This window comes from Halosegnis rubeus, assembly GCF_009184545.1.
Taxonomy (GTDB): Archaea; Halobacteriota; Halobacteria; order Halobacteriales; family Haloarculaceae; genus Halosegnis; species Halosegnis rubeus.
Window position 1 is genome coordinate 763,507 of the sequence record NZ_QJOW01000001.1, and the last position, 18,129, is coordinate 781,635.

Sequence of the window (18,129 nt, forward strand, 5' to 3'; positions counted from 1 at the left end):
GAGGTAGCGGAGTTCACGAACGGTGCTGACGTATCTACTGTCAGAAAGACTTACAAGCCGAGAGATTATATGTATATGGTCCCTACTATGGAGTAGACCCAGCATGAAGGAGCAGGGACCCACATTACTGGCTTATCGGGGGAATCAACGATGAACAGTCGCGTATTTCGACTCCACTCTACACTCGAGTTGCCGTTGGACGACGTACACGAGTTCTTCGAAGAGATCGACCTTCCGGTCGAAATCGAAGACATCGAGATTACCCGTCGAAACAACACCCTCATTGTCAAGGCCGTCTCCGCTGAGGACAACATCTCCAAGTACACGCCGACCGCACAGCTGAAGGCCAGCATCGCGGAAAACCGGGTGTACGAGAACGAAGACGGCGAATGGGTCGAGGAACCCCCCGAAGATGCACAGCCCGGCTTCGGTAGCAACAGTAGTAGCAGCGGCGGCGACAGTCCCTCGTGGGGGTCGCTCGCGCAGGCCGAGGAGGAAGAAGAGCCCGAAATCAACTCCAAGCTCCGGGAGTACGCCTGCTTCAAGGGCGACCGCGAGACCGTCCTCCAGAACACGGCGCTTCAGTATCCGATGTTCGAGGTGTTGTGTGACCTGGCCCGCTACGCCGAGCGTGGCGAACTGACGGCTATCGCCGCCGTCGACGACACCCTCGAAGCTCACCGCATCGTCGAGGGCGAAGACCGCGCTGCGACCATCGAGATTGTTGAGGACCCACGCGAACGCGAGGCCGAAAACACGGTGCAGTGGCGGGATAACAAGTTCATCAACTGATTGCTTCCCTCCTCCGACTTTTTCGACGCTCCTCGACAGCGCTGGAACCGTCGTAACCCGAAAGAGGTTTTTTTCTCTAATTAGATGTAATTACCAGGATGACAGAGTTTCCAGACTACCTGAGCGTCGATTACACCGACAGCGAAGACGAGGACCCAGAGGATTATCCGAACATCGAAGACAAGCTCCAGAAGGCGCTCGACGTGGTCGAGACGGGCCTGCGCGAGTACGAGAACCCGGCCGTGATGTGGACGGGCGGAAAAGACTCCACGCTCACGCTCTACTTCGTGAAGGAGGTCGTCGAGCAGTACGACGACATTGAGATGCCGCCCGCGGTCTTCATCGACCACTTCCAGCACTTCGATGAACTCATCGAGTTCGCCGAACGGTGGGCAGACCGGTGGGATATCGACCTGAAGTACGCCCGCAACGACGACGTTGGCGATTACGTCGACGCCAACGGTCTCACGCCCGGCGACGACATCCCCGTTGATGAGCTCTCCGAGCACAACCAACACCACATCCGCAACATCCTCGAGTACGAGGAGGATACGTTCCCGTTCCTGCTCGACACCTACGTCGGCAATCACCTCCTCAAGACGGTCGCGCTGAACGACACGCTCGAATCCGAGGGCATCGACGGCATTATCTCGGGGATTCGCTGGGACGAGCAGGACGCCCGTGCCGACGAGACGTTCTTCTCGCCACGCCACGACCCGGACATCTATCCGCCCCACGACCGCATCCAGCCCATCCTGCAGTTCAAGGAAGCGGACGTGTGGCAGGCGTTCTGGTACTTCGTCGTGCCCGAGACCGTCGAAGGGTACCCGGACGACGGCTACGTGCCACAGAGCTTCGACGACCTGCCGAACGACCTCGCCCACGAGGACATTCCAGTGTCGCCGAAGTACTTCGCTGGCTTCCGCTCGCTCGGCTCCGAAATCTCGACGGACAAGTCCGCCGAGGAGCCGGCGTGGCTACAGGACATGGAGAACACGACCGAGCGCGCAGGCCGCGCACAGGATAAGGAGGACCTGATGGGCCGGCTGCGCGACCTCGGCTACATGTAACGCGCGGTCGATTTAGCTTCTCAGTTCTTTTCGCCCGATAGCGATGGTTTCAGAGCCCGCTCGCGCGGTTTTCGCCCAGCTTCACGCCCAGCGCGAGACAGATCGCGCCGAACACCAGCATGGACGGCCCGACCATCATCAGGATAGTCGATGTCCCCATCGGAATCGGCGCGAGAATCAGAGCGAGCAGCGCCACGATCACTAACCCGATGAACAGTCCGCCAGTCGTCGTCTCGTTGAACTCCATACCTGACGATGGGCGCGCTGGGGCAAAAGTCGTTTGCGGGCGGGTCACGCCTCGGTCGGACGAACAACGTTCGCGAGGGTGACGACGACACCGAGGAGCCACCCCAGCGGCACCGCGACGCCGAACCACATGATGACGTACGCGACGCCTTCGAGGTCGTACGACGCACGGAGCATCTCCGCCAGCGTCGCCGGCGCGATGTTGTCGAGGAAGTACACCGCGAGGTCGAAGCTCCGCGGGAGCACGGCGTCCGCGACGGTCGGCGAGTAGAGTGCAGCCACGATCGGCGGGAGAAACAGCGCGGTCATCGCGAACGGGTAGCCGAGCAGGACGGTGGTGAATCGACCGCCGAGCCTTCGGAAGCCGAGCGCGAGCAGGCTCGCGAGCACGGCGGTGACGGAGGCGGCCGCGACGGCGTAGAACCCCTCGGCTGTCGCCCCGAACTGGATGCGGGCGGCGGCCGTCAACCCACCCCACAGGAGCAACGAGAGCAGCAGGATGCCGACGCCGCCGACTCTAGCGACGCCGCTGTCGAGCCGCGTCGCGTGAAACCGCACGGCGAAACCGGCAAGCACGAAGGGATAGATGAACGCGACGAGCGGGACGCCGAGCAGCGCCCACAACCGATATTTGAGCTTGTCGCCGGTCGTTGTCGGCTGCCACTTGCCGAGCACAGAGTGTTCGCGTCCGCGCTGGCGGGGAAACACGAGTTGCATCCACGACTCGTGGAGGGCGACGATATCGACCTTCAGCCCGTGGAAGATCCCCTCGCGCTCGCGGGGTTGCTCGGCTGCCATACCGATGTCTGTCACCCAGCGACTGTCAACGTTGCGACCGTCAGCCCAGTCGCTCGATGGTGCCGACGAGCGTGTCGACGCCGATGGGGATGGTGTCTTCCTCCACGTCGAACGTCGCGGTGTGGTGGCCGCCGGGGTGAGAGGTACCGATACAGACGTAGCAGGCGTCGCCGCCGTTGTCCTGAACGTACTGCATCAGGTAGGTCGCGTCCTCGCTTCCCCCGAGGTCGCCGCGGCGAACGAGCGACTCGACCCCCTCGACGGTCTCGGCGCTCTCGGCCACGAGTTCGACAAGCGGCTCGTCGCTGGTCGCGCTCGGCGCGTCACCGACCACGTCCACGTCGACCTCACAGCCGTACGCCTGCGCGGACCCCTCGAGCGCGTCCATCGCTCGCTCGTGGACGAACTCCTTCAGTTCGGTCGTCTCACCGCGCACCTCGATGTCCATCCTCGCCGACTCGGGGATGATGTTCGAGGCCGTCCCCCCCTCGACGCGGCCGGCGTTGACTCGAGTCGCACCGTCGGAGTGGCGGGGAATCCCGTAGAGTCCCTGCACGGCGGCGGCCATCGCCTGTACGGCGTTGTACCCCTCTTCGGGCTTTGCGCCGGCGTGGCCCGGGTGGCCAGTGAACTCGGCGTGAAGCTGTGCGACCGCGAGGAAGCCGTCGATGCCCGCGACCACTTCGCCGGTCGGGTAGTCGAGACCCACGTGGAGCGCGAGCATGTGGTCCACGTCATCGAGGTGGCCGGATTCGGCCATCGCCTTCCCGCCGCCGACGACCTCCTCCGCCGGCTGGAACAGAATCTTGAACGTACCCGCAAACTCCGACTCCTTCACGCGCTCGAGGATGCCCAACCCAATCGTCGCGTGGGCGTCGTGGCCGCAGGCGTGCATGTGGCCCTCGTTGTCGGAGCGGAACCCCTCCGCCGTCGGCAGGTGGTCCGAGAGCTCGGACTCCTTCTGTGGGAGCGCGTCGATATCGACCCGGAGCGCGACGGTCGGTCCCTCGCCCTTCTCGAGGACGGCGACTGCACCGGTGTGACCGCCTTCCGCAGCCTCCAGTACGTCCTCGCGGGCACCCTTCTTGCGTGCGCGCTCTCGCCACGCCTCGATTTCCTCGGCGTCGGGGACGGCCATCCGCGCCTCGCTCTCGAGGGCGTCGCGGCCGAGATGCAGTTCGTCGACCCCGATGCGTTCGAGTTCGTCGACGATGCGGGAGGTGGTGTAGAACTCGCGCCAGGCTGGCTCCGGATACCGGTGGAGGTCGCGCCGGAGGGCGACGAGTGCGTCGCGAGTTGTCAGGCTCATACCCTCACTGGACGCCCGACCGTGAAAAATCTCGCCGTCAGGTGCCGACGCCGCTTCGCTGCTCGACGTTCGCCTCGACGTGGATGCTCTCGGGGTACTCGTCGCCGGCCACCTCGCGGGCGAACTGGTCGTGGTCGTGTATCTCGATATCGCGGGTGTAGACGCTGAATTTCCATGGCTCGAAGCCGTCGCCCGGCTGGAGCCGCTTGTACTGCGGTGCGGACACCTCTGTCGCCGGATGGGGGTGTGGTCCCTTCAGTTGGACGCCCTTGTGGGCAGCGCGCTCCTTGATGTCGTTGACCACGCGGTCCAGCACCTCGCGGTCCCCGCTCTCGAAGGAGAGCTTCGTAACGAATGGCATATTTCGTCGTTCGTCGGGATGGGGAAAAACGCGCTGTTCGACCGCCGCCCCCGCGCCGATGGCACAACTCTTTTGCACAGATACACCCACTAATGTACATATATGAACGCCGACGAGATGGCCCCCGAGGTACGCTCGATTCTCGCCGCGGCCCGCGACCGGGGCGGCGGCGACGGGCGCGTGTCCGTCGACCCGCGCTCGCTCGCGGACGCGTTCGCGAGCGCCGAACGCGACGGTCGCGTCCCGCTCATCGCGGAGGTCAAGCCAACCAGCCCGACGACGGACGGTGAACGCCGCGGTGACCCCGTCGACCTCGCGCGCGAGATGGTCGCCGGCGGCGCAGTTGCTCTCTCCGTGCTCACCGAACCCGACCACTTCGGCGGCTCCGTCGAGACGCTCGAACGGGTTCGGGCCGCCATCGACGTACCCGTCCTCCGGAAGGACTTCGTCCTCGACGAGGCGGCACTCGACGTGGCTGAGGCCGACGTGGTACTACTCATCGCGCGCTTTCTGGGCGACGACCTCGAACCGATGCTCGCTGCGGCCCGCGAGCGGGGCTTTCAGGTGCTCGTGGAGACGCACACCCGCGCGGAACTCGAACGCGCCGTCGCGGCGGGCGCGGAGTTTGTCGGGGTCAACAACCGCGACCTCGCGGAGCTGGAAGTCGACCTCGACACCTTCGAGACGGTCGCGCCGGCGGCCTCGGAGAGCGTCACGCTGATAGCGGAGAGCGGCATACATACGATAGACGACGTGCGACGGATGCGCACGGCCGGAGCCGACGCCCTGCTCGTCGGCTCGGCGATTATGAACGGCGACGTCGAGCAGAACACACACCGACTCACACATGCCAGAGACTGACACAACGTTCGGCGACTACGGCGGCCAGTACGTGCCCGAGGCACTGATGCCCGCGATCGAGGAGTTGACCGACGCCTACGAGCGGTACGTTCTCGCGAACGAGGACGGCTTCATGGACGAGTTCCGTGAACGCATCCATGACTTCGGCGGTCGGCCGACGCCGCTCCAGCGCGCGGACAACCTCTCCGAGCGCTACGACCGCGACATCTATCTCAAGCGCGAGGACCTGCTCCACGGCGGCGCACACAAACTCAACAACGCCCTCGGACAGGTGTTGCTCGCGAAGTACATGGGCAAAGAGCGCATTATCGCCGAGACGGGCGCGGGCCAACACGGTACCGCGACTGCGATGGCCGCTGCGCACCTCGATATGCCCTGTGAGATTTATATGGGTCGCCGCGACGTGAACCGCCAGCGACCCAACGTCTTCCGGATGCGCATCAACGGTGCCGAGGTCAACCCCGTCGACATCGGCCGCGGCACCCTGAAGGAGGCGATTTCCGAGACCATGCGCGACTGGGCCACGACCGTCGAGAACACCCACTACGTCATCGGCTCCATCGTCGGTCCGGCCCCGTTCCCCGCGATGGTGCGTGACTTCCATCGAATCATCTCCGAGGAGACGCGCCGACAGACCCGCGAGCAGTACGGCCGACTCCCGGATTCCGTCGTCGCCTGCGCCGGCGGCGGCTCGAACACGATGGGCATCTTCGCCGACTTCACCAGCGACTCTCCCTTCTCGACTGCCCCGGACTCGAACACCGACGCCGACGAGGACGTGTCGCTGTTCGCCGTCGAGGCAGGCGGCTCCTCGCTCGACGTAGACGAGGAACGCGGTGTCGCACCCAACTCGGCCTCGCTCTCGACGGGGAGTGAGGGCGTCCTCCACGGTGCCCGCACCAAGCTGCTCCAGAACACCGACGGTCAGATCATGGAGTCACACTCCGTCTCGTCCGGGCTGGACTACGCGGGCGTCGGTCCGGAACTCGCGAAGCTCGTCGACGACGACCGCGTCACGCCCGTGAATGTCGACGACGACGCCGCACTGGAGGCGTTCCACCGATTCTCACAGGAGGAAGGCATCATTCCGGCCCTCGAAACGGCCCACGCGTTCGCCTTCCTCGAAACCGACGCCGACCTCGGTGAGTTCGTCGTCGTGAACGTCTCCGGCCGCGGGGACAAGGACCTCGAAGCCGCGCTCGAGGAGACCGCAAAGCGGGATCTCCCGAACGCGCCCACGATGGAGGTCTTCGATGAGTAATCCGGCTATCGACGCCGCCTTCGCCGACGAACCGGCGTTCATCCCGTATCTCGCTGCTGGCGACCCCAGCTACGAGGCCTCGCTGGAATACGTCGAGGCGCTGGCCCGCGGCGGGGCCGATATCATCGAACTCGGGCTTCCGTTCTCGGAGCCGATTGCCGAGGGGTCGACCATCCAGAACGCTATCGTTCGCTCCCTGCAGGGCGGGATGACGGTCGGCCGCTACTTCGAGTTCGTCACCGACCTCGACGTGGACGTGCCGGTCGTCTGTATGACCTACTACAACCTCATCTACCAGTACGGCGACGAATCCGGACCGGAGCCGTTCGTCCGGAAGGCGAAGTCGGTCGGTATCGACGGCTTCGTCGTCCCCGACCTCCCCGCAGAGGAGGCCGACCCGCTGCGCGAGGCGTGTGACAGACACGGGCTCGATTTGGTTTTCATCGTCGCGCCCACGACGGACGACGAGCGGCTCGACCGACTCGTCTCGCTCTCCTCGGGATATCTGTACATACAGGCGCGCCTCGGCGTCACAGGGGCGCGCGACGACGTGAGCAACGAGACGACGTCGAGTCTCGACCGACTCGCCGACTACGACATCCCCAAGGCGGTCGGCTTCGGTATCAAGACCGGCGAGCACGCACGCGACATAATTGCCGGTGGCGCCGACGGGATTATCGTCGGCAGCGCACTGGTAGATATCATCGCCGAGGGGACCGAGACGGACTCCCCGACCGAGGAGCCCGCAGCCGAACTCGAATCGCTCTGTCAAGAACTGAAGGCGGGCGCGCTGGAGGGCGCACAATAGAATTGAGATGCACACAGGACTCAACGCACGACTCGACCGGATTAGCACCGATGGCAACTACTTCGTCGTCCCGATGGACCACGGCATCACGATGGGGGCCGTCACCGGCCTGAAGGATATCGAATCGACCATTGACGGCGTCACCCGCGGCGGTGCAGACGCCGTCCTCACGCAGAAGGGAATCGCCCCGCGCGTCCATCCGAACAAAAACGAGAAGGGGTATATCATCCACCTGAACGCCTCCACCACCATCGGACCGGACGAGGACGACAAACGGATGTCCGGAACGGTCGAGGAAGCAGTTCGCGCCGGCGCGGACGCCGTCTCGCTCCACATCAACGTCGGTTCCGAATACGAGCCGAAGCAGCTGGAGGACCTCGCACGGGTGACCGAGGAGGCCACCCGCCTCGGGATTCCCGTGCTCGCGATGGCATACGCCCGCGGTGAGGGTATCGACGGTACGGACCCCGAATCGCTCGGTCACGCCGTCCGCTTTGCCGAGGAACTCGGCGCGGATGTCGTCAAGACCGGCTACTCCGGTGACGCCGACAGCTTCGAGCACGTCGTCGAGTCGACGCGGCTTCCGGTCGTCATCGCCGGCGGGTCGAAGGGGACGAACCGCGAGACCATCGAGGCCGTCCGCGGAACGATGGACGCCGGCGGCGCGGGCGTCTCGATGGGTCGCTCTATCTTCCAACACGACGACCCCGAAGCCATCGCCACCGCCGTCAGCGCCGTCGTCCACGACGACGCGACCACCGACGAGGCGCTCGACCGCGCGGGCCTCGAATAGTTCCTAAAACCCGTCCCGCTGGGTCAGGTTGGCCACCTCGAAGACGTTGCGCCGGCGTTCCTGTGGCTGGCGAACGAGGCGGCGGGCTGCGTCACCGGCGAACTGCTCCACGCCGACGGCGGTTTGCAGGCCTCGTAGCTCACAGCTCGAAGGGGTCCTCCGAGCGCACGGGCATCACTCGAGCAGTCGCGCGAGGTCGGACAGCGAATCGAACGTGTGGTCCGGCGCGTGGGTGTCTGCCCGCTTGTCGCGGTCGCCCTCGCGGGGATACCACGCCGTCTGAAGCCCCGCACCGCCGGCACCGGCTACGTCGTGGTGCAGCGAGTTCCCGACGTACAGAGTTTCGGTCGGGTCGGCGTTCAGGTCGGTGAGCGCGCGGTCGAACGGCTCGCGGGCCGGCTTGGGTGGTGTCTCCGCGCCGGCATAAACCGTCGTGTCGAACGCCGACCCCAAATCGAGCGCGTGGAGCTTCTGGCGTTGAATCTCGGGCCCGCCGTTCGTGATGAGACCCACCGGACCGAGCTCGCGGGCCGCATCGAGTGCGGCTTCCGCACCGGGGCGAAACCGCACGTCGGTGTGGTCGGTCGCGGCCTCGTACGTCCGGGCGAGCGTCTCGGCCGATTCCGTGGGCCCCCCGTGACGCTTTGCCGCCGCTCGGAACAGATCCGTCAGAAACTGGTGGTCGTCGTCCGCGTCCGGCGTCTCCGAGGCCAGCGCCCACAGCTCGTCGCTGGAGCAGAATCGACCGACGCCGGCGCGACGAAACGCCGTGTTCAGCGTCTCGTCGCTGTCCTGTCGATACTCGATGAGGGTGTCGTCTAAGTCGAAACACACCGTCTCGACCGACGACCGCGAGAGAGTCATACCACAGGTGACAGCTACCGGCAGAAAAGCCGTTCGGCTGTGCGATTCAGACCGCAAGACCCGTAAGCGCGACCCTCCCGTGGAGAGTGTGGGGACGAGCCACGAGGTTCGAGTCGGCGACGCCCGCGACCTCTCGGTAGAGCGTGTCGACCTCGTGGTCACTTCCCCCCCGTATCCGATGGTGGAGATGTGGGACGACACCTTCAGCGCACAAGACCCCGCCATCGGGACCGCACTCGACGACGGGGAGGGCGACCGTGCCTTCCGGCTGATGCACGACGTGCTCGACGGGGTGTGGGCGCGACTCGCCGACGTGGTCAGAGAGGGTGGAATCGTGGCCGTCAACGTCGGTGACGCCACGCGCAGCATGGGCGAGTTCCAGCAGTATCCGAACGCCGCGGAAATCACCCGTCGGATGCGCGCTCACGGGTTCAGCACGCTCCCCGATATCCTCTGGCGCAAGCCGACCAACGCACAAAACAAGTTCATGGGCAGCGGAATGTTGCCGACGAACGCCTACCCGACGCTCGAACACGAGCACATCCTCCTCTTTCGCAACGGCGGCCCCCGCGAGTTCCCGCCCAGCGACGAGACGCGCTACGAGTCGGCGTACTTCTGGGACGAGCGCAACACCTGGTTTTCAGACGCGTGGGAGATTCGCGGCCGTCGCCAGACCCTCGCTGACGGCGGTCGCGACCGATCGGGCGCGTTCCCGTTCGAGTTGCCCTACCGACTGGTTTCGATGTTCTCCGTCTACGACGACACAGTGCTCGACCCCTTCTGGGGGACCGGCACCACCTCGCTGGCCGCGCTCGTCGCGGGCCGCAACTCCGTCGGCTACGAGCGCGACGGCTCGCTCCTCTCTGCGTTCGAGCGGGCGGTCACCGACGCACCAGCCCTCTCTACCGGGGTAGTGAGCGACCGACTCGACAGCCAGCGGGCCTTCGCCGCCGACCACCCGACCGACTACGAGGCCGACCACTACGACTTCGGCGTGAAGACCCGCCGCGAGCGCCGGATTCGCCTCTACGAGGTCGCGGACGTGGCCCGCGACGGTCGGACGTGGCACGCGGCGTACGACCCAGTCTGAGCCGTGTCGTCGGGGTTTTCATCCCACCGCCCGACCTTCGGGTATGACCAGCGATACGCTCGATTTCGAGCGGTTCCGTCTCGCGGCCTCGACGGCAACACTCGCCGACGAACCCGCGGCCCGCGACCACGCAGACCTCGTGGAGTTCCGAATGGACCTCGCCGAGGACCCCCTCGACCAACTCGCCGACTACGACGGTGACCTCCCCCTCCTGTGTACGAACCGTCCGACGTGGGAGGGTGGTGAAGCCGACGACGACGGCCGACTCGACGCGCTCGAAGCGGCAAGCGAACACGACGCCGTCGCGGCCATCGACGTCGAGATCGCGGCCATCGAGGACGGCGCACAGCCGACGCTCGATTACGCCCACGAGCACGACGCCGCGGTCGTCGCGAGCGTCCACGACTTCGAGGGAACCCCGGAAAGCGAACAGCTGGCCCGACTGCTAGCGCGGGCGGCCGCAGCCGGCGACGTTGGCAAGCTCGCCGTCACCGCCGAGACGCGCGAGGAGACCCTCCGACTGCTCTCCATCACGCATGCGATGACTCGGGAGGGGGCGACCGTCGCGACGATGGCGATGGGCGAGGTCGGCGCACACACGCGCGCCGTTGCGCCAGGGTACGGTTCGAAAATCGGCTACGCGCCCGTCGACCCGAGCGACGCGACCGCTCCCGGCCAGTACGACCTCGAAACGCTCGCGGAGCTCGTCGAGTCGCTGTCGGGGGAGTGACTACTTCTCGATGATGCTCTCGTCGACTTCCTCGCCGAAGTGGCGGGCGGTGTCCTCGTAGTAGATGAGGATCTCGTCACCGGCTTCGAGTTCGGTGACTGCGGTGCGGCCCTCCTCGGTGGCGACCTTGATGGTCTCGGCGTTCTGGAGCAGCGTTTCGATGCGGTCGCCGTTCTCGGTTTCGGCCTCGACGCGGAACATTGGGCGCTTCTCGATTTTCGCGCGACCGACGATCGCCTCGCGTGTCGACCCGTCCGTCGCGACGATCTGCACCTCGTCGCCGGAGCCGAGTTCGGCCAGATACTTCGTCCCGCCGCCCGGCGTGCGCGCGTAGGCGTGGACTGCTCCCGCATTCACGCGGAACGGGCGAGAGGCGACGTACGGCGACTCGGCGGTCTCGGCGTGGACGAAGAAGAGTCCCCGCGACATCGAGCCGACGAGCATCCCCTCGTCGTGATCGAACATCGAGCCGGTGTCGACACAGACGCGGTCGGCGCTGCCAGTCTCCTCGACGGCGGTGACGGTCGCGTACTCCAAGTCGAGCTGTTCGCGCTCGGAGGCGTCGCGCACGTCGACCACGTCCCGAATCGTCCCCACGTCGCCGCTGTCGAGCAGGACGGCGTCGGCCCCGAGTTCGAGCGTCTCGAAGGCGGTGCGGGCCTCCTCGGCGTTGCGGACGCCGGTGACGAGTTCCGTCTCGTCGCCGATGCGCGCGATGAGATTCTCGAGCGGGATGATCTGCCAGTCCTCGCCGATGACGACGGTGTAGTCGGCCTCAGTGGCGGCCTCCTGTGCGAACGTCTCGTAGTCCTGGTCCAAGATGCGGACGTACGAGGCGTCGGCGTTGCCCCGGCGGAGCGTCGTCAGGTCGGCGCTCCCGGAGAAATCGGATGGAAGCTCGACCGTCGCGTCGCCCTCGCCGCCCTTTCCGACGACGCGGATGTCGGGTTCGCCGTAGTCGTCGTCGTCGTTGTCCATCACGTGCACGTCGTCACCGACGAAGGCGGCAACGGTCACCTGCCCGAGTTCCCGGACGCGGTCGACATCCTTCGCGTCCACGAGGACGACGTCGACGCCAGCTTCCAGCCCCGCGGTGATGCGCTCGCGGCGTGTCTCCCAGTCGCCGACGGTGTCGTCGGCCTTCAGCCAGACAGAGCGTGTCATACACGAGGTTCGAGAAGCCGAATCTTGAACGTGGCGAAAGGGGTTACGCCCAGCTATCCGGACCGAAATCCGGGTTCACACACCGCTCGGTCTCGTCGATGGCGTCGATTGCCTCGATATCCGCCTCGTCGAGTTCGAGCTCGAGACTCTCCCAGTTGTCGCGGATGTGTGACTGGCTGGTCGCCTTCGGAATCGCGGTGACGCCCTTCTGGCGCAGCCACGCGAGACTCACCTGCGGTTCGCTCACGCCGTGTTTGTCGGCGATCTCCGAGACCGTCGGCATATCGAAGACCCCGCCCCGGGCGAGCGGCGAGTACGCGACGAGTTCGACGTCGGCGTCCGCACAGTAGTCGCGCAGCGCCTCCTGTCGGAGTCGCGGGTGCATCTCCACCTGATTGACGAACACGTCGTCGCCGAGCACCTCCCGTGCGGCGTCGAGATGCTCCGGCTCGAAGTTGGAGACGCCGATGCGCTCGATGTGTCCCTCCTGTTTCAGTTCGGCGAACGCCGACAGCGTCTCCTCGGCGTCGTACGCGCCGGCCGGCCAGTGGACGTACATCAGGTCGACGTAGTCCGTGCCGAGCCTCTGTAGGCTCTCCTTCGTGGAGGAAATCACGTCGTCGTGGCCGAGCTTCGATATCCACACCTTCGAGGCGAGGAAGACGTCCTCCCGTGGCACGTCGGCAGCGGCGATACCGTCGCCGACGCCCTCTTCGTTCCCGTAGATTTGTGCGGTATCGATGTGGCGATACCCCATTTCGAGTGCGGTCTGGACGGAGTCTGCGACCTGCTGTTGGTCGTCGTTCTCCCACGTTCCCAACCCGAACATGGGCATGCCGTCGCGTACCGGAACCTCGTCAGCCGACTGTTGTTGTGACATACGCTCGGGTACGCGGCGTGGCCGAAAACGGCTTACGGTCGCGGCGGCCCCTCGTTACGAGAGAGGGTTCCAGCGACCGTACGGGTCCGAGAGGCGATTTCGCGCGAGCTGGGCGAGATACGACAGGTCGCCGGGTTCGAGTAGCTTAGCGATGGCGCGCAGACTTCCGGTGTTTGCACTCGACAGCGTGTCGTTCGGTAACTCTCGCATGGTACGGACGAACCGGTCGTACCGGTCGTTGTCGACGAGATACAGCAGTTCGGTCATGAGCAGTCGCTTCGACATCTTCGGTGCGACCTGCTCGTGCCAGAGCCCGTCGTAGATACTCATCTCGTCCGCGGAGACGTTGCGGTCCGTGCCCGTCAGACAGTGGTCGGCGGTGACGGCCGCCGCGCGACCCGACTTCATTCCTTGGTGGATCCCCTCGCCCCACAGCGGGTCGATGGTCGGGACGGTGTCACCGACGGCCATGAAGCCGTCTGTCGAGAGCGAGCCGGGCATCTGGATGTGTGCCGACCCCCGGAGGATGTGTTCACCCTCCATGGCTTGTGCACCCTCGAACCGCGGGTCCGTCTCCCGCCAGTAGTCGAGGTAGTCGTCGATGCGCATATCGTCGCGCGCGACCTCATCGTGGCGCTCGTTTTGAATGTAACAGACCCCGACCTTCGCGGTGTCACCGCCGGTGTGGAAAATCCACGAGTAGCCGCCGGGCGCGATGTCGTGGTCGAGCCGCAGCATCATCGACCCGGTGAGGTCTGCGTACTCCTCGTGGTCGAGATTCAGTCCTTCCAGCTTGTAATCGATACCGATGGCCTGGTTCGCGCGATGGAGGTTCACCACGTCGAGTGTCTTCGCCAGCGACGCGCTCGGTCCCGTCGCGTCCACGACGATGTCTGCGTGGACCTCCTCGGAGCCGGCGTACGTCACGCCGACGACGCGGCCGTCCTCGGTGATGGGCGTGTTCACCCGGGCGTCGAAACGCACCTCGGCACCGTTCTCGCGAGCCTCCTCGACGAGCCACTGCTTGAACCCCACGAAGTCGAGGACCGCCCCCGGCTGCTCCTGTTCGTAGTGGTCGTTCGGCGACTCGACGATGACGCTGTCCGTGAACTGCTCCACGAGTCGGTCGGGAACGCCGAATGCGCCGGTCATCCGCGGGAACGTCCCGGCGGTCGACTTGTTGCTCTGGCGCGGGAACTCGTCTTCGGGTTCGGTCTCTAAGAGGAGGACATCGTAGTCGCGTGCGGCGAGGTCTCGGGCGCACTGCCCCCCGGCTGGACCCGCGCCGGCGACGATGACGTCGAAGTTGTCGGTCTCGTCTCCGCTCATACGAAATATGCGTGCTCCCAGCTATCAGGCGTTTCGGTTGGGGATGCTCGCTGGACCGCAGTTTATCACCGAGTACTGCGGCTGTTCGACGCGAAAACGGAAAGAAACTGCAGCTTAGTAGAACTCGCGGACGAGGTCCATCGCCTCCTCCGGCGGGGACTCGTCGATATCGGCCATGTTCTCCGTCGCGCCCTCGAGCTCGTTGTACGGCTTCGAGGACTCGTCCTGATAGAGGATGCCCTGATACTCGGTCTCGCGGTCGAGAATCTTCTCCTTGGCGGCGTCGTAGTCGGTCGGGTCGTGGTCGGAGTCGCCGACGTCGACGAGCGAGTCGCGGAAGTAGTCGTACGTGTCCACGTCGTTGAACGTGACGCACGGCGAGAACACGTTCACGAAGCCGAAGCCGTCGTGTTCGACCGCCTTCTGAACGATTTCCGCGTGTCGCTGTGCGTCAGAGGAGAACGACTGCGCGATGAAGCTGCCGCCGGCCGCCATCGCGAGCGCCAGTGGGTTGATGGGCTGTTGGTGGGTGCCGTCCGGCGAGGTCGAGGTCTCGAAGTCCTCGCGCGAGGTCGGCGAGAACTGCCCCTTCGTCAGCCCGTAGATGCGGTTGTCCATGACGACGTACGTCATGTCGACGTTGCGGCGCACGGCGTGGACGAAGTGGCCGGCACCGATGGAGTACCCGTCACCGTCACCGCCCGCGACCATCACTTCGAGGTCGGGGTTGGCCATCTTCACGCCCGTGCCGACCGGGAGCGCGCGCCCGTGCACGCCGTGGAGCGCATACGAGTGCATGTACGTCCCGATCTTGCCGGAACAGCCGATACCCGCGACGACGAACGTGTCGTCCGGCGTGTTACCCGTCTGGGCCAGTGCTTTCATCATCCCGTTCATCGTCCCGAAGTCACCGCAGCCGGGACACCAGGTCGGTTGTTTGTCGGACTTGAAGTCGACGAATCTGACGTTTTCTGAGCTCATGCTTGCACCTCCGCCTCGTCGACGATGCCAAGGGCTTCCTTGAGCTCGCCGGCGAGTTCGTCCGCCTTGAAGCGGACACCGTTGTACTTGTTGACCCGCTGCACCCGCTGGAGGGTGTCGTGTTCTAACACGTCCGCGAACTGTCCGGTCGCGTTACACTCCACGACGACGACCTCCTCTGCGCGCTCGAACTCCTCGGTGAGGTCCGGCCGCGGGAACAGATACGGCACCGACAGGACGCGGATGTCCACGCCGTCGTCCTCCAAGAGGTCGATCGCCTCGCGCAGCGCGCCCTCGTTGGACCCCCACGAGACGACGAGGTTGTCGCTGTCCTCGTCCCCGAACTCGCGGGGCGAGAGTTCCTCCTCCTCGCGGGCGGTCTCGACCTTCCGGTTGCGCTTGTCCACCTGCTCGATGCGCATGTCGGTGGACTCGGTTCGGCGGCCGAGTTCGTCGTGTTCGAGCCCAGTGCTCATGTGTGCACCCTCCTCCGTGCCCGGGAAGGCACGCGGGGAGACGCCGTCTTCGGTGATGGCGTGTGGCTTGAAGTGGCCGGCGTCGTCCTGCCACTCCTCGATGGAATCCTCGTCGACGACCTTCCCGCGATTGATCTCGACTTCGTCCATGTCGAAGACCTCGGGCGGGAATGTCTGTTCCGTGACGGCCATCGCGAGGTCCGACAGGATGTAGACGGGCGTCTGGTACTGCTCGGCGAGGTTGAACGCCTCGACGGTCTTCCAGAAACACTCCGAGACGCTGGACGGTGCGAGGACGAATCGTGGAATCTCGCCGTGGCCACCGTACAAGGCCATGTTCAGGTCGCCCTGTTCCTGTTTCGTCGGCATCCCCGTCGAGGGACCAGAGCGCATCACGTCGGCGATGACCAGCGGCGTCTCCGAGGTGGCGACGAGACCGAACGTCTCAGCCATCAGGTCGATACCCGGACCGGAGGTAGCTGTCATCGACCGCGCACCCGCGCGAGCCGCACCGAGTGCCATGTTGATGGCCGACAGCTCGTCTTCCGCCTGGACGACGTTGCCCCCGAAGCGCTCGATGCGCCCCTTCAGGTACGTCATCACGTCGGTCGCTGGCGTAATCGGGTAGCCGGCGTAGAAGCGACAGCCGGCGGCGATTGCGCCCATCCCGATCGCCTCGTCGCCGTTGAGGAGGACGTAGTCGCTGTCGGTCGTCTCCAGTTCGTACGGCGTCGAGAGGTCGTACTCCTCCTGGACGTACTCCTGGCCGAGCCGGGCGGCCTCCTTGTTGTTGGCGACGATTGACTCGCCTTTGTTGCCGAACCGCTTTTCCAGCGACTCGTCGAGGTTCTCGATCGGGAAATCGGACACCTCACACGCGGCACCGAGTGCGACGATGTTGCGCATGATTGCGCCCCCGGCCTCCTCGGCGAGCCGCTTGAGCGGCACGTCGAGTCCGAACATCTCGCCGGGCGCTTGGAAGTCTGACATCATGGAGCGCTCGCCGTCGAAGATGATGATCGAGTCGTCGTGTAGTTCGTCCATGTTTTCCTCGACGGTGCGCTCGGTCAGCGCGATGAGGATGTCGAGGCGATCGACCACGCTCTCGACGCGGTCAACGGACGTGCGAACCTTGTAGGCCGTGTAGCCACCGCGGATCCGGGACGCGAAATCCTTCGAGGTGAAGACGTGTCGTCCCGCCCGCGAGAGAGCCTGAGCGAAGATCTTCCCCGTAGAGTCGATCCCGTCGCCGGCTTCTCCGCCGACGGCCCAGTTGAGGTCCTCTGTCATGCTGTGTTGCGATTCACTCCGCCGGACGTTAAGGCTTCTGAATAGTCTACTCCGCGCCGTCTCGAATCTCCGGAAAGACGTGTAAATACCGGCGATTACGGCCCGTTTCTACAACTCTGTCCACACAGTCTCACAGAAGCGTTCGAACGTCCACTTGCGCCCATCGGCCGCTGACCGAAAGTGCCTTTCACCGCCCGCCACTCCCGTCGGGTATGGAACCCACCGAAACGACCGTTCGTGCCGTTCGCGATGTCGGTCCAGACACCGTCGCGATCGACCTCGACACGCCCGCCGACTTCGAGGGCACGCCCGGGCAGTTCGTCAAGCTCTCGACGATTATCGACGGCGAGCAGGAGGCGCGATTTTACACCATCTCCTCGCCCGACACCGACGAGACGTTCGAACTCACCGTCGGCTACGACCCCGAGGACGGCGGCGACTTTTCTGAGTACCTGCTCTCGCTCGACGCCGGTAACGCCGTCACCGTCACCGGCCCGTTCGGCTCCGACTTCTACGAGGGCGAATCCGCATCGCTCGTGCTCGCCGGCGGTCCCGGTGTCGGTCCCGCCGTCGGTATCGCCGAGGCTGCCGTCCGTGACGAGAACGACGTGACCGTCGTCTATCTCGACGACGAGCCGGTCCACACCGAGCGACTCGACGCCCTCGCCGGTGACGCCGAGATTCACGTCGTCGACGACGAGGACGGCTTCCGCGATGCTGTCGGGGCCGCCTTCGACGATCAACAGCTGTTCGTCTACGGCTTCACAGACTTTCTCGACCTCGCGGAGGAGACCATCGAGGATTCGGGCGGGAGCTTCGAGGGCGCGAAGGTCGAGAACTTCGGCTGAACTTTTTTCTCGTTCGGGTGCGCTTCGCGCACCGCTCACGAGAAAAACCTTCACTAAAAATCCGCAACCGAGCATCCCTGCGGTCGGCTCGGTGAAACGCCGCGCTCGCGGTGCTCGCGCGGCGCATGCTGGTGGTTTTGGTTTCTCGATTTCGGTAGCTTCTTTCGGTTCGCTGTGA

20 protein-coding genes are annotated in these 18,129 nt (G+C 65.1%); 10 read left to right on the top strand and 10 right to left on the bottom strand.

Going from position 1 to position 18,129, the window contains the following annotated elements; translation table 11 throughout:
• Nucleotides 1-150 precede the first annotated feature (150 nt).
• Together DMP03_RS04110 and DMP03_RS04115 are read left to right on the top strand one after the other, a co-directional pair.
• Entirely contained in the window at nucleotides 151-792 is a 642-nt protein-coding gene (locus DMP03_RS04110; RefSeq protein ID WP_152119428.1) for a DUF7110 family protein, read from the top strand.
• Nucleotides 793-890: 98 nt separating this feature from the next.
• On the top strand, nucleotides 891-1,862 hold the full coding sequence (locus DMP03_RS04115) for a phosphoadenosine phosphosulfate reductase family protein (protein WP_152119429.1): 972 nt from the start codon (nucleotides 891-893) through the stop codon (nucleotides 1,860-1,862).
• 49 nt (nucleotides 1,863-1,911) lie between these two features.
• On the opposite strand, the gene DMP03_RS04120 is transcribed toward DMP03_RS04115, so the two are convergent.
• The 4 genes from DMP03_RS04120 to DMP03_RS04135 are packed head-to-tail and all read right to left on the bottom strand — an operon-like array spanning nucleotide 1,912 to nucleotide 4,576.
• Nucleotides 1,912-2,109, bottom strand: a complete 198-nt coding sequence (locus DMP03_RS04120; RefSeq protein ID WP_152119430.1) for a DUF7333 family protein — start codon at nucleotides 2,107-2,109, stop codon at nucleotides 1,912-1,914.
• A 44-nt stretch (nucleotides 2,110-2,153) separates the two neighbouring features.
• Nucleotides 2,154-2,906 carry a hypothetical protein gene (locus tag DMP03_RS04125; RefSeq protein WP_152119431.1) on the bottom strand — a complete coding sequence of 251 codons (753 nt, stop codon included), beginning with the start codon at nucleotides 2,904-2,906 and terminating at the stop codon, nucleotides 2,154-2,156.
• A 40-nt stretch (nucleotides 2,907-2,946) separates the two neighbouring features.
• Entirely contained in the window at nucleotides 2,947-4,215 is a 1,269-nt protein-coding gene (locus tag DMP03_RS04130) for an amidohydrolase (protein WP_152119432.1), read from the bottom strand.
• A gap of 37 nt (nucleotides 4,216-4,252) precedes the next feature.
• Complete coding sequence (locus tag DMP03_RS04135) at nucleotides 4,253-4,576, bottom strand: uS10/mL48 family ribosomal protein (protein ID WP_152119433.1); 324 nt, start codon at nucleotides 4,574-4,576, stop codon at nucleotides 4,253-4,255.
• Between the two features lie 102 nt (nucleotides 4,577-4,678).
• Here DMP03_RS04135 and trpC point away from each other — a divergent pair, with 102 nt between their 5' ends.
• The 5 genes from trpC to DMP03_RS14895 all read left to right on the top strand — a co-directional run bounded on the left by trpC (nucleotide 4,679) and on the right by DMP03_RS14895 (nucleotide 8,437).
• The gene (gene trpC / locus DMP03_RS04140) at nucleotides 4,679-5,437 is read left to right on the top strand and encodes an indole-3-glycerol phosphate synthase (protein WP_152119434.1); all 759 of its coding nucleotides are present in this window, start codon (nucleotides 4,679-4,681) and stop codon (nucleotides 5,435-5,437) included.
• The gene (gene trpB, locus DMP03_RS04145; RefSeq protein WP_152119435.1) at nucleotides 5,424-6,698 is read left to right on the top strand and encodes a tryptophan synthase subunit beta; all 1,275 of its coding nucleotides are present in this window, start codon (nucleotides 5,424-5,426) and stop codon (nucleotides 6,696-6,698) included. Before trpC ends, trpB begins: the two co-directional genes overlap by 14 nt.
• Entirely contained in the window at nucleotides 6,691-7,506 is an 816-nt protein-coding gene (gene trpA / locus DMP03_RS04150; protein WP_152119436.1) for a tryptophan synthase subunit alpha, read from the top strand. The genes trpB and trpA overlap by 8 nt, the downstream gene beginning before the upstream one ends.
• 7 nt (nucleotides 7,507-7,513) lie before the next feature.
• Nucleotides 7,514-8,299, top strand: coding sequence for a 2-amino-3,7-dideoxy-D-threo-hept-6-ulosonate synthase (locus tag DMP03_RS04155; protein ID WP_152119437.1), 786 nt, complete (start codon nucleotides 7,514-7,516; stop codon nucleotides 8,297-8,299).
• A 66-nt stretch (nucleotides 8,300-8,365) separates the two neighbouring features.
• Entirely contained in the window at nucleotides 8,366-8,437 is a 72-nt protein-coding gene (locus DMP03_RS14895) for a hypothetical protein (protein ID WP_394349696.1), read from the top strand.
• A 36-nt stretch (nucleotides 8,438-8,473) separates the two neighbouring features.
• Here DMP03_RS14895 and DMP03_RS04165 read toward each other — a convergent pair whose 3' ends face one another.
• Nucleotides 8,474-9,163, bottom strand: a complete 690-nt coding sequence (locus tag DMP03_RS04165; RefSeq protein WP_152119438.1) for an HAD family hydrolase — start codon at nucleotides 9,161-9,163, stop codon at nucleotides 8,474-8,476.
• A gap of 88 nt (nucleotides 9,164-9,251) precedes the next feature.
• Between DMP03_RS04165 and DMP03_RS04170 the strand changes: the two genes are divergently transcribed.
• Nucleotides 9,252-10,253, top strand: coding sequence for a DNA-methyltransferase (locus DMP03_RS04170; RefSeq protein WP_152119439.1), 1,002 nt, complete (start codon nucleotides 9,252-9,254; stop codon nucleotides 10,251-10,253).
• A gap of 43 nt (nucleotides 10,254-10,296) precedes the next feature.
• A complete protein-coding gene (locus DMP03_RS04175) occupies nucleotides 10,297-10,983 on the top strand; it encodes a type I 3-dehydroquinate dehydratase (protein WP_152119440.1) in 687 nt (228 codons plus the stop codon).
• On the opposite strand, the gene DMP03_RS04180 is transcribed toward DMP03_RS04175, so the two are convergent.
• From DMP03_RS04180 to DMP03_RS04200, 5 genes are all read right to left on the bottom strand, one after another.
• The gene (locus tag DMP03_RS04180) at nucleotides 10,984-12,147 is read right to left on the bottom strand and encodes a 3-dehydroquinate synthase II (RefSeq protein WP_152119441.1); all 1,164 of its coding nucleotides are present in this window, start codon (nucleotides 12,145-12,147) and stop codon (nucleotides 10,984-10,986) included.
• Between the two features lie 43 nt (nucleotides 12,148-12,190).
• Entirely contained in the window at nucleotides 12,191-13,027 is an 837-nt protein-coding gene (locus DMP03_RS04185) for an aldo/keto reductase (protein ID WP_152119442.1), read from the bottom strand.
• 54 nt (nucleotides 13,028-13,081) lie between these two features.
• Nucleotides 13,082-14,356: a digeranylgeranylglycerophospholipid reductase gene (locus DMP03_RS04190; protein WP_152119443.1), complete on the bottom strand. Its 1,275-nt coding sequence runs from the start codon at nucleotides 14,354-14,356 to the stop codon at nucleotides 13,082-13,084.
• 114 nt (nucleotides 14,357-14,470) lie between these two features.
• On the bottom strand, nucleotides 14,471-15,337 hold the full coding sequence (locus tag DMP03_RS04195) for a 2-oxoacid:ferredoxin oxidoreductase subunit beta (RefSeq protein WP_152119444.1): 867 nt from the start codon (nucleotides 15,335-15,337) through the stop codon (nucleotides 14,471-14,473).
• Nucleotides 15,334-17,103 carry a 2-oxoacid:acceptor oxidoreductase subunit alpha gene (locus tag DMP03_RS04200; RefSeq protein ID WP_152119445.1) on the bottom strand — a complete coding sequence of 590 codons (1,770 nt, stop codon included), beginning with the start codon at nucleotides 17,101-17,103 and terminating at the stop codon, nucleotides 15,334-15,336. Before DMP03_RS04200 ends, DMP03_RS04195 begins: the two co-directional genes overlap by 4 nt.
• A 212-nt stretch (nucleotides 17,104-17,315) precedes the next feature.
• Here DMP03_RS04200 and DMP03_RS04205 point away from each other — a divergent pair, with 212 nt between their 5' ends.
• Nucleotides 17,316-17,951 carry an FAD-binding oxidoreductase gene (locus tag DMP03_RS04205; RefSeq protein ID WP_152119446.1) on the top strand — a complete coding sequence of 212 codons (636 nt, stop codon included), beginning with the start codon at nucleotides 17,316-17,318 and terminating at the stop codon, nucleotides 17,949-17,951.
• Nucleotides 17,952-18,129: the final 178 nt, after the last annotated feature.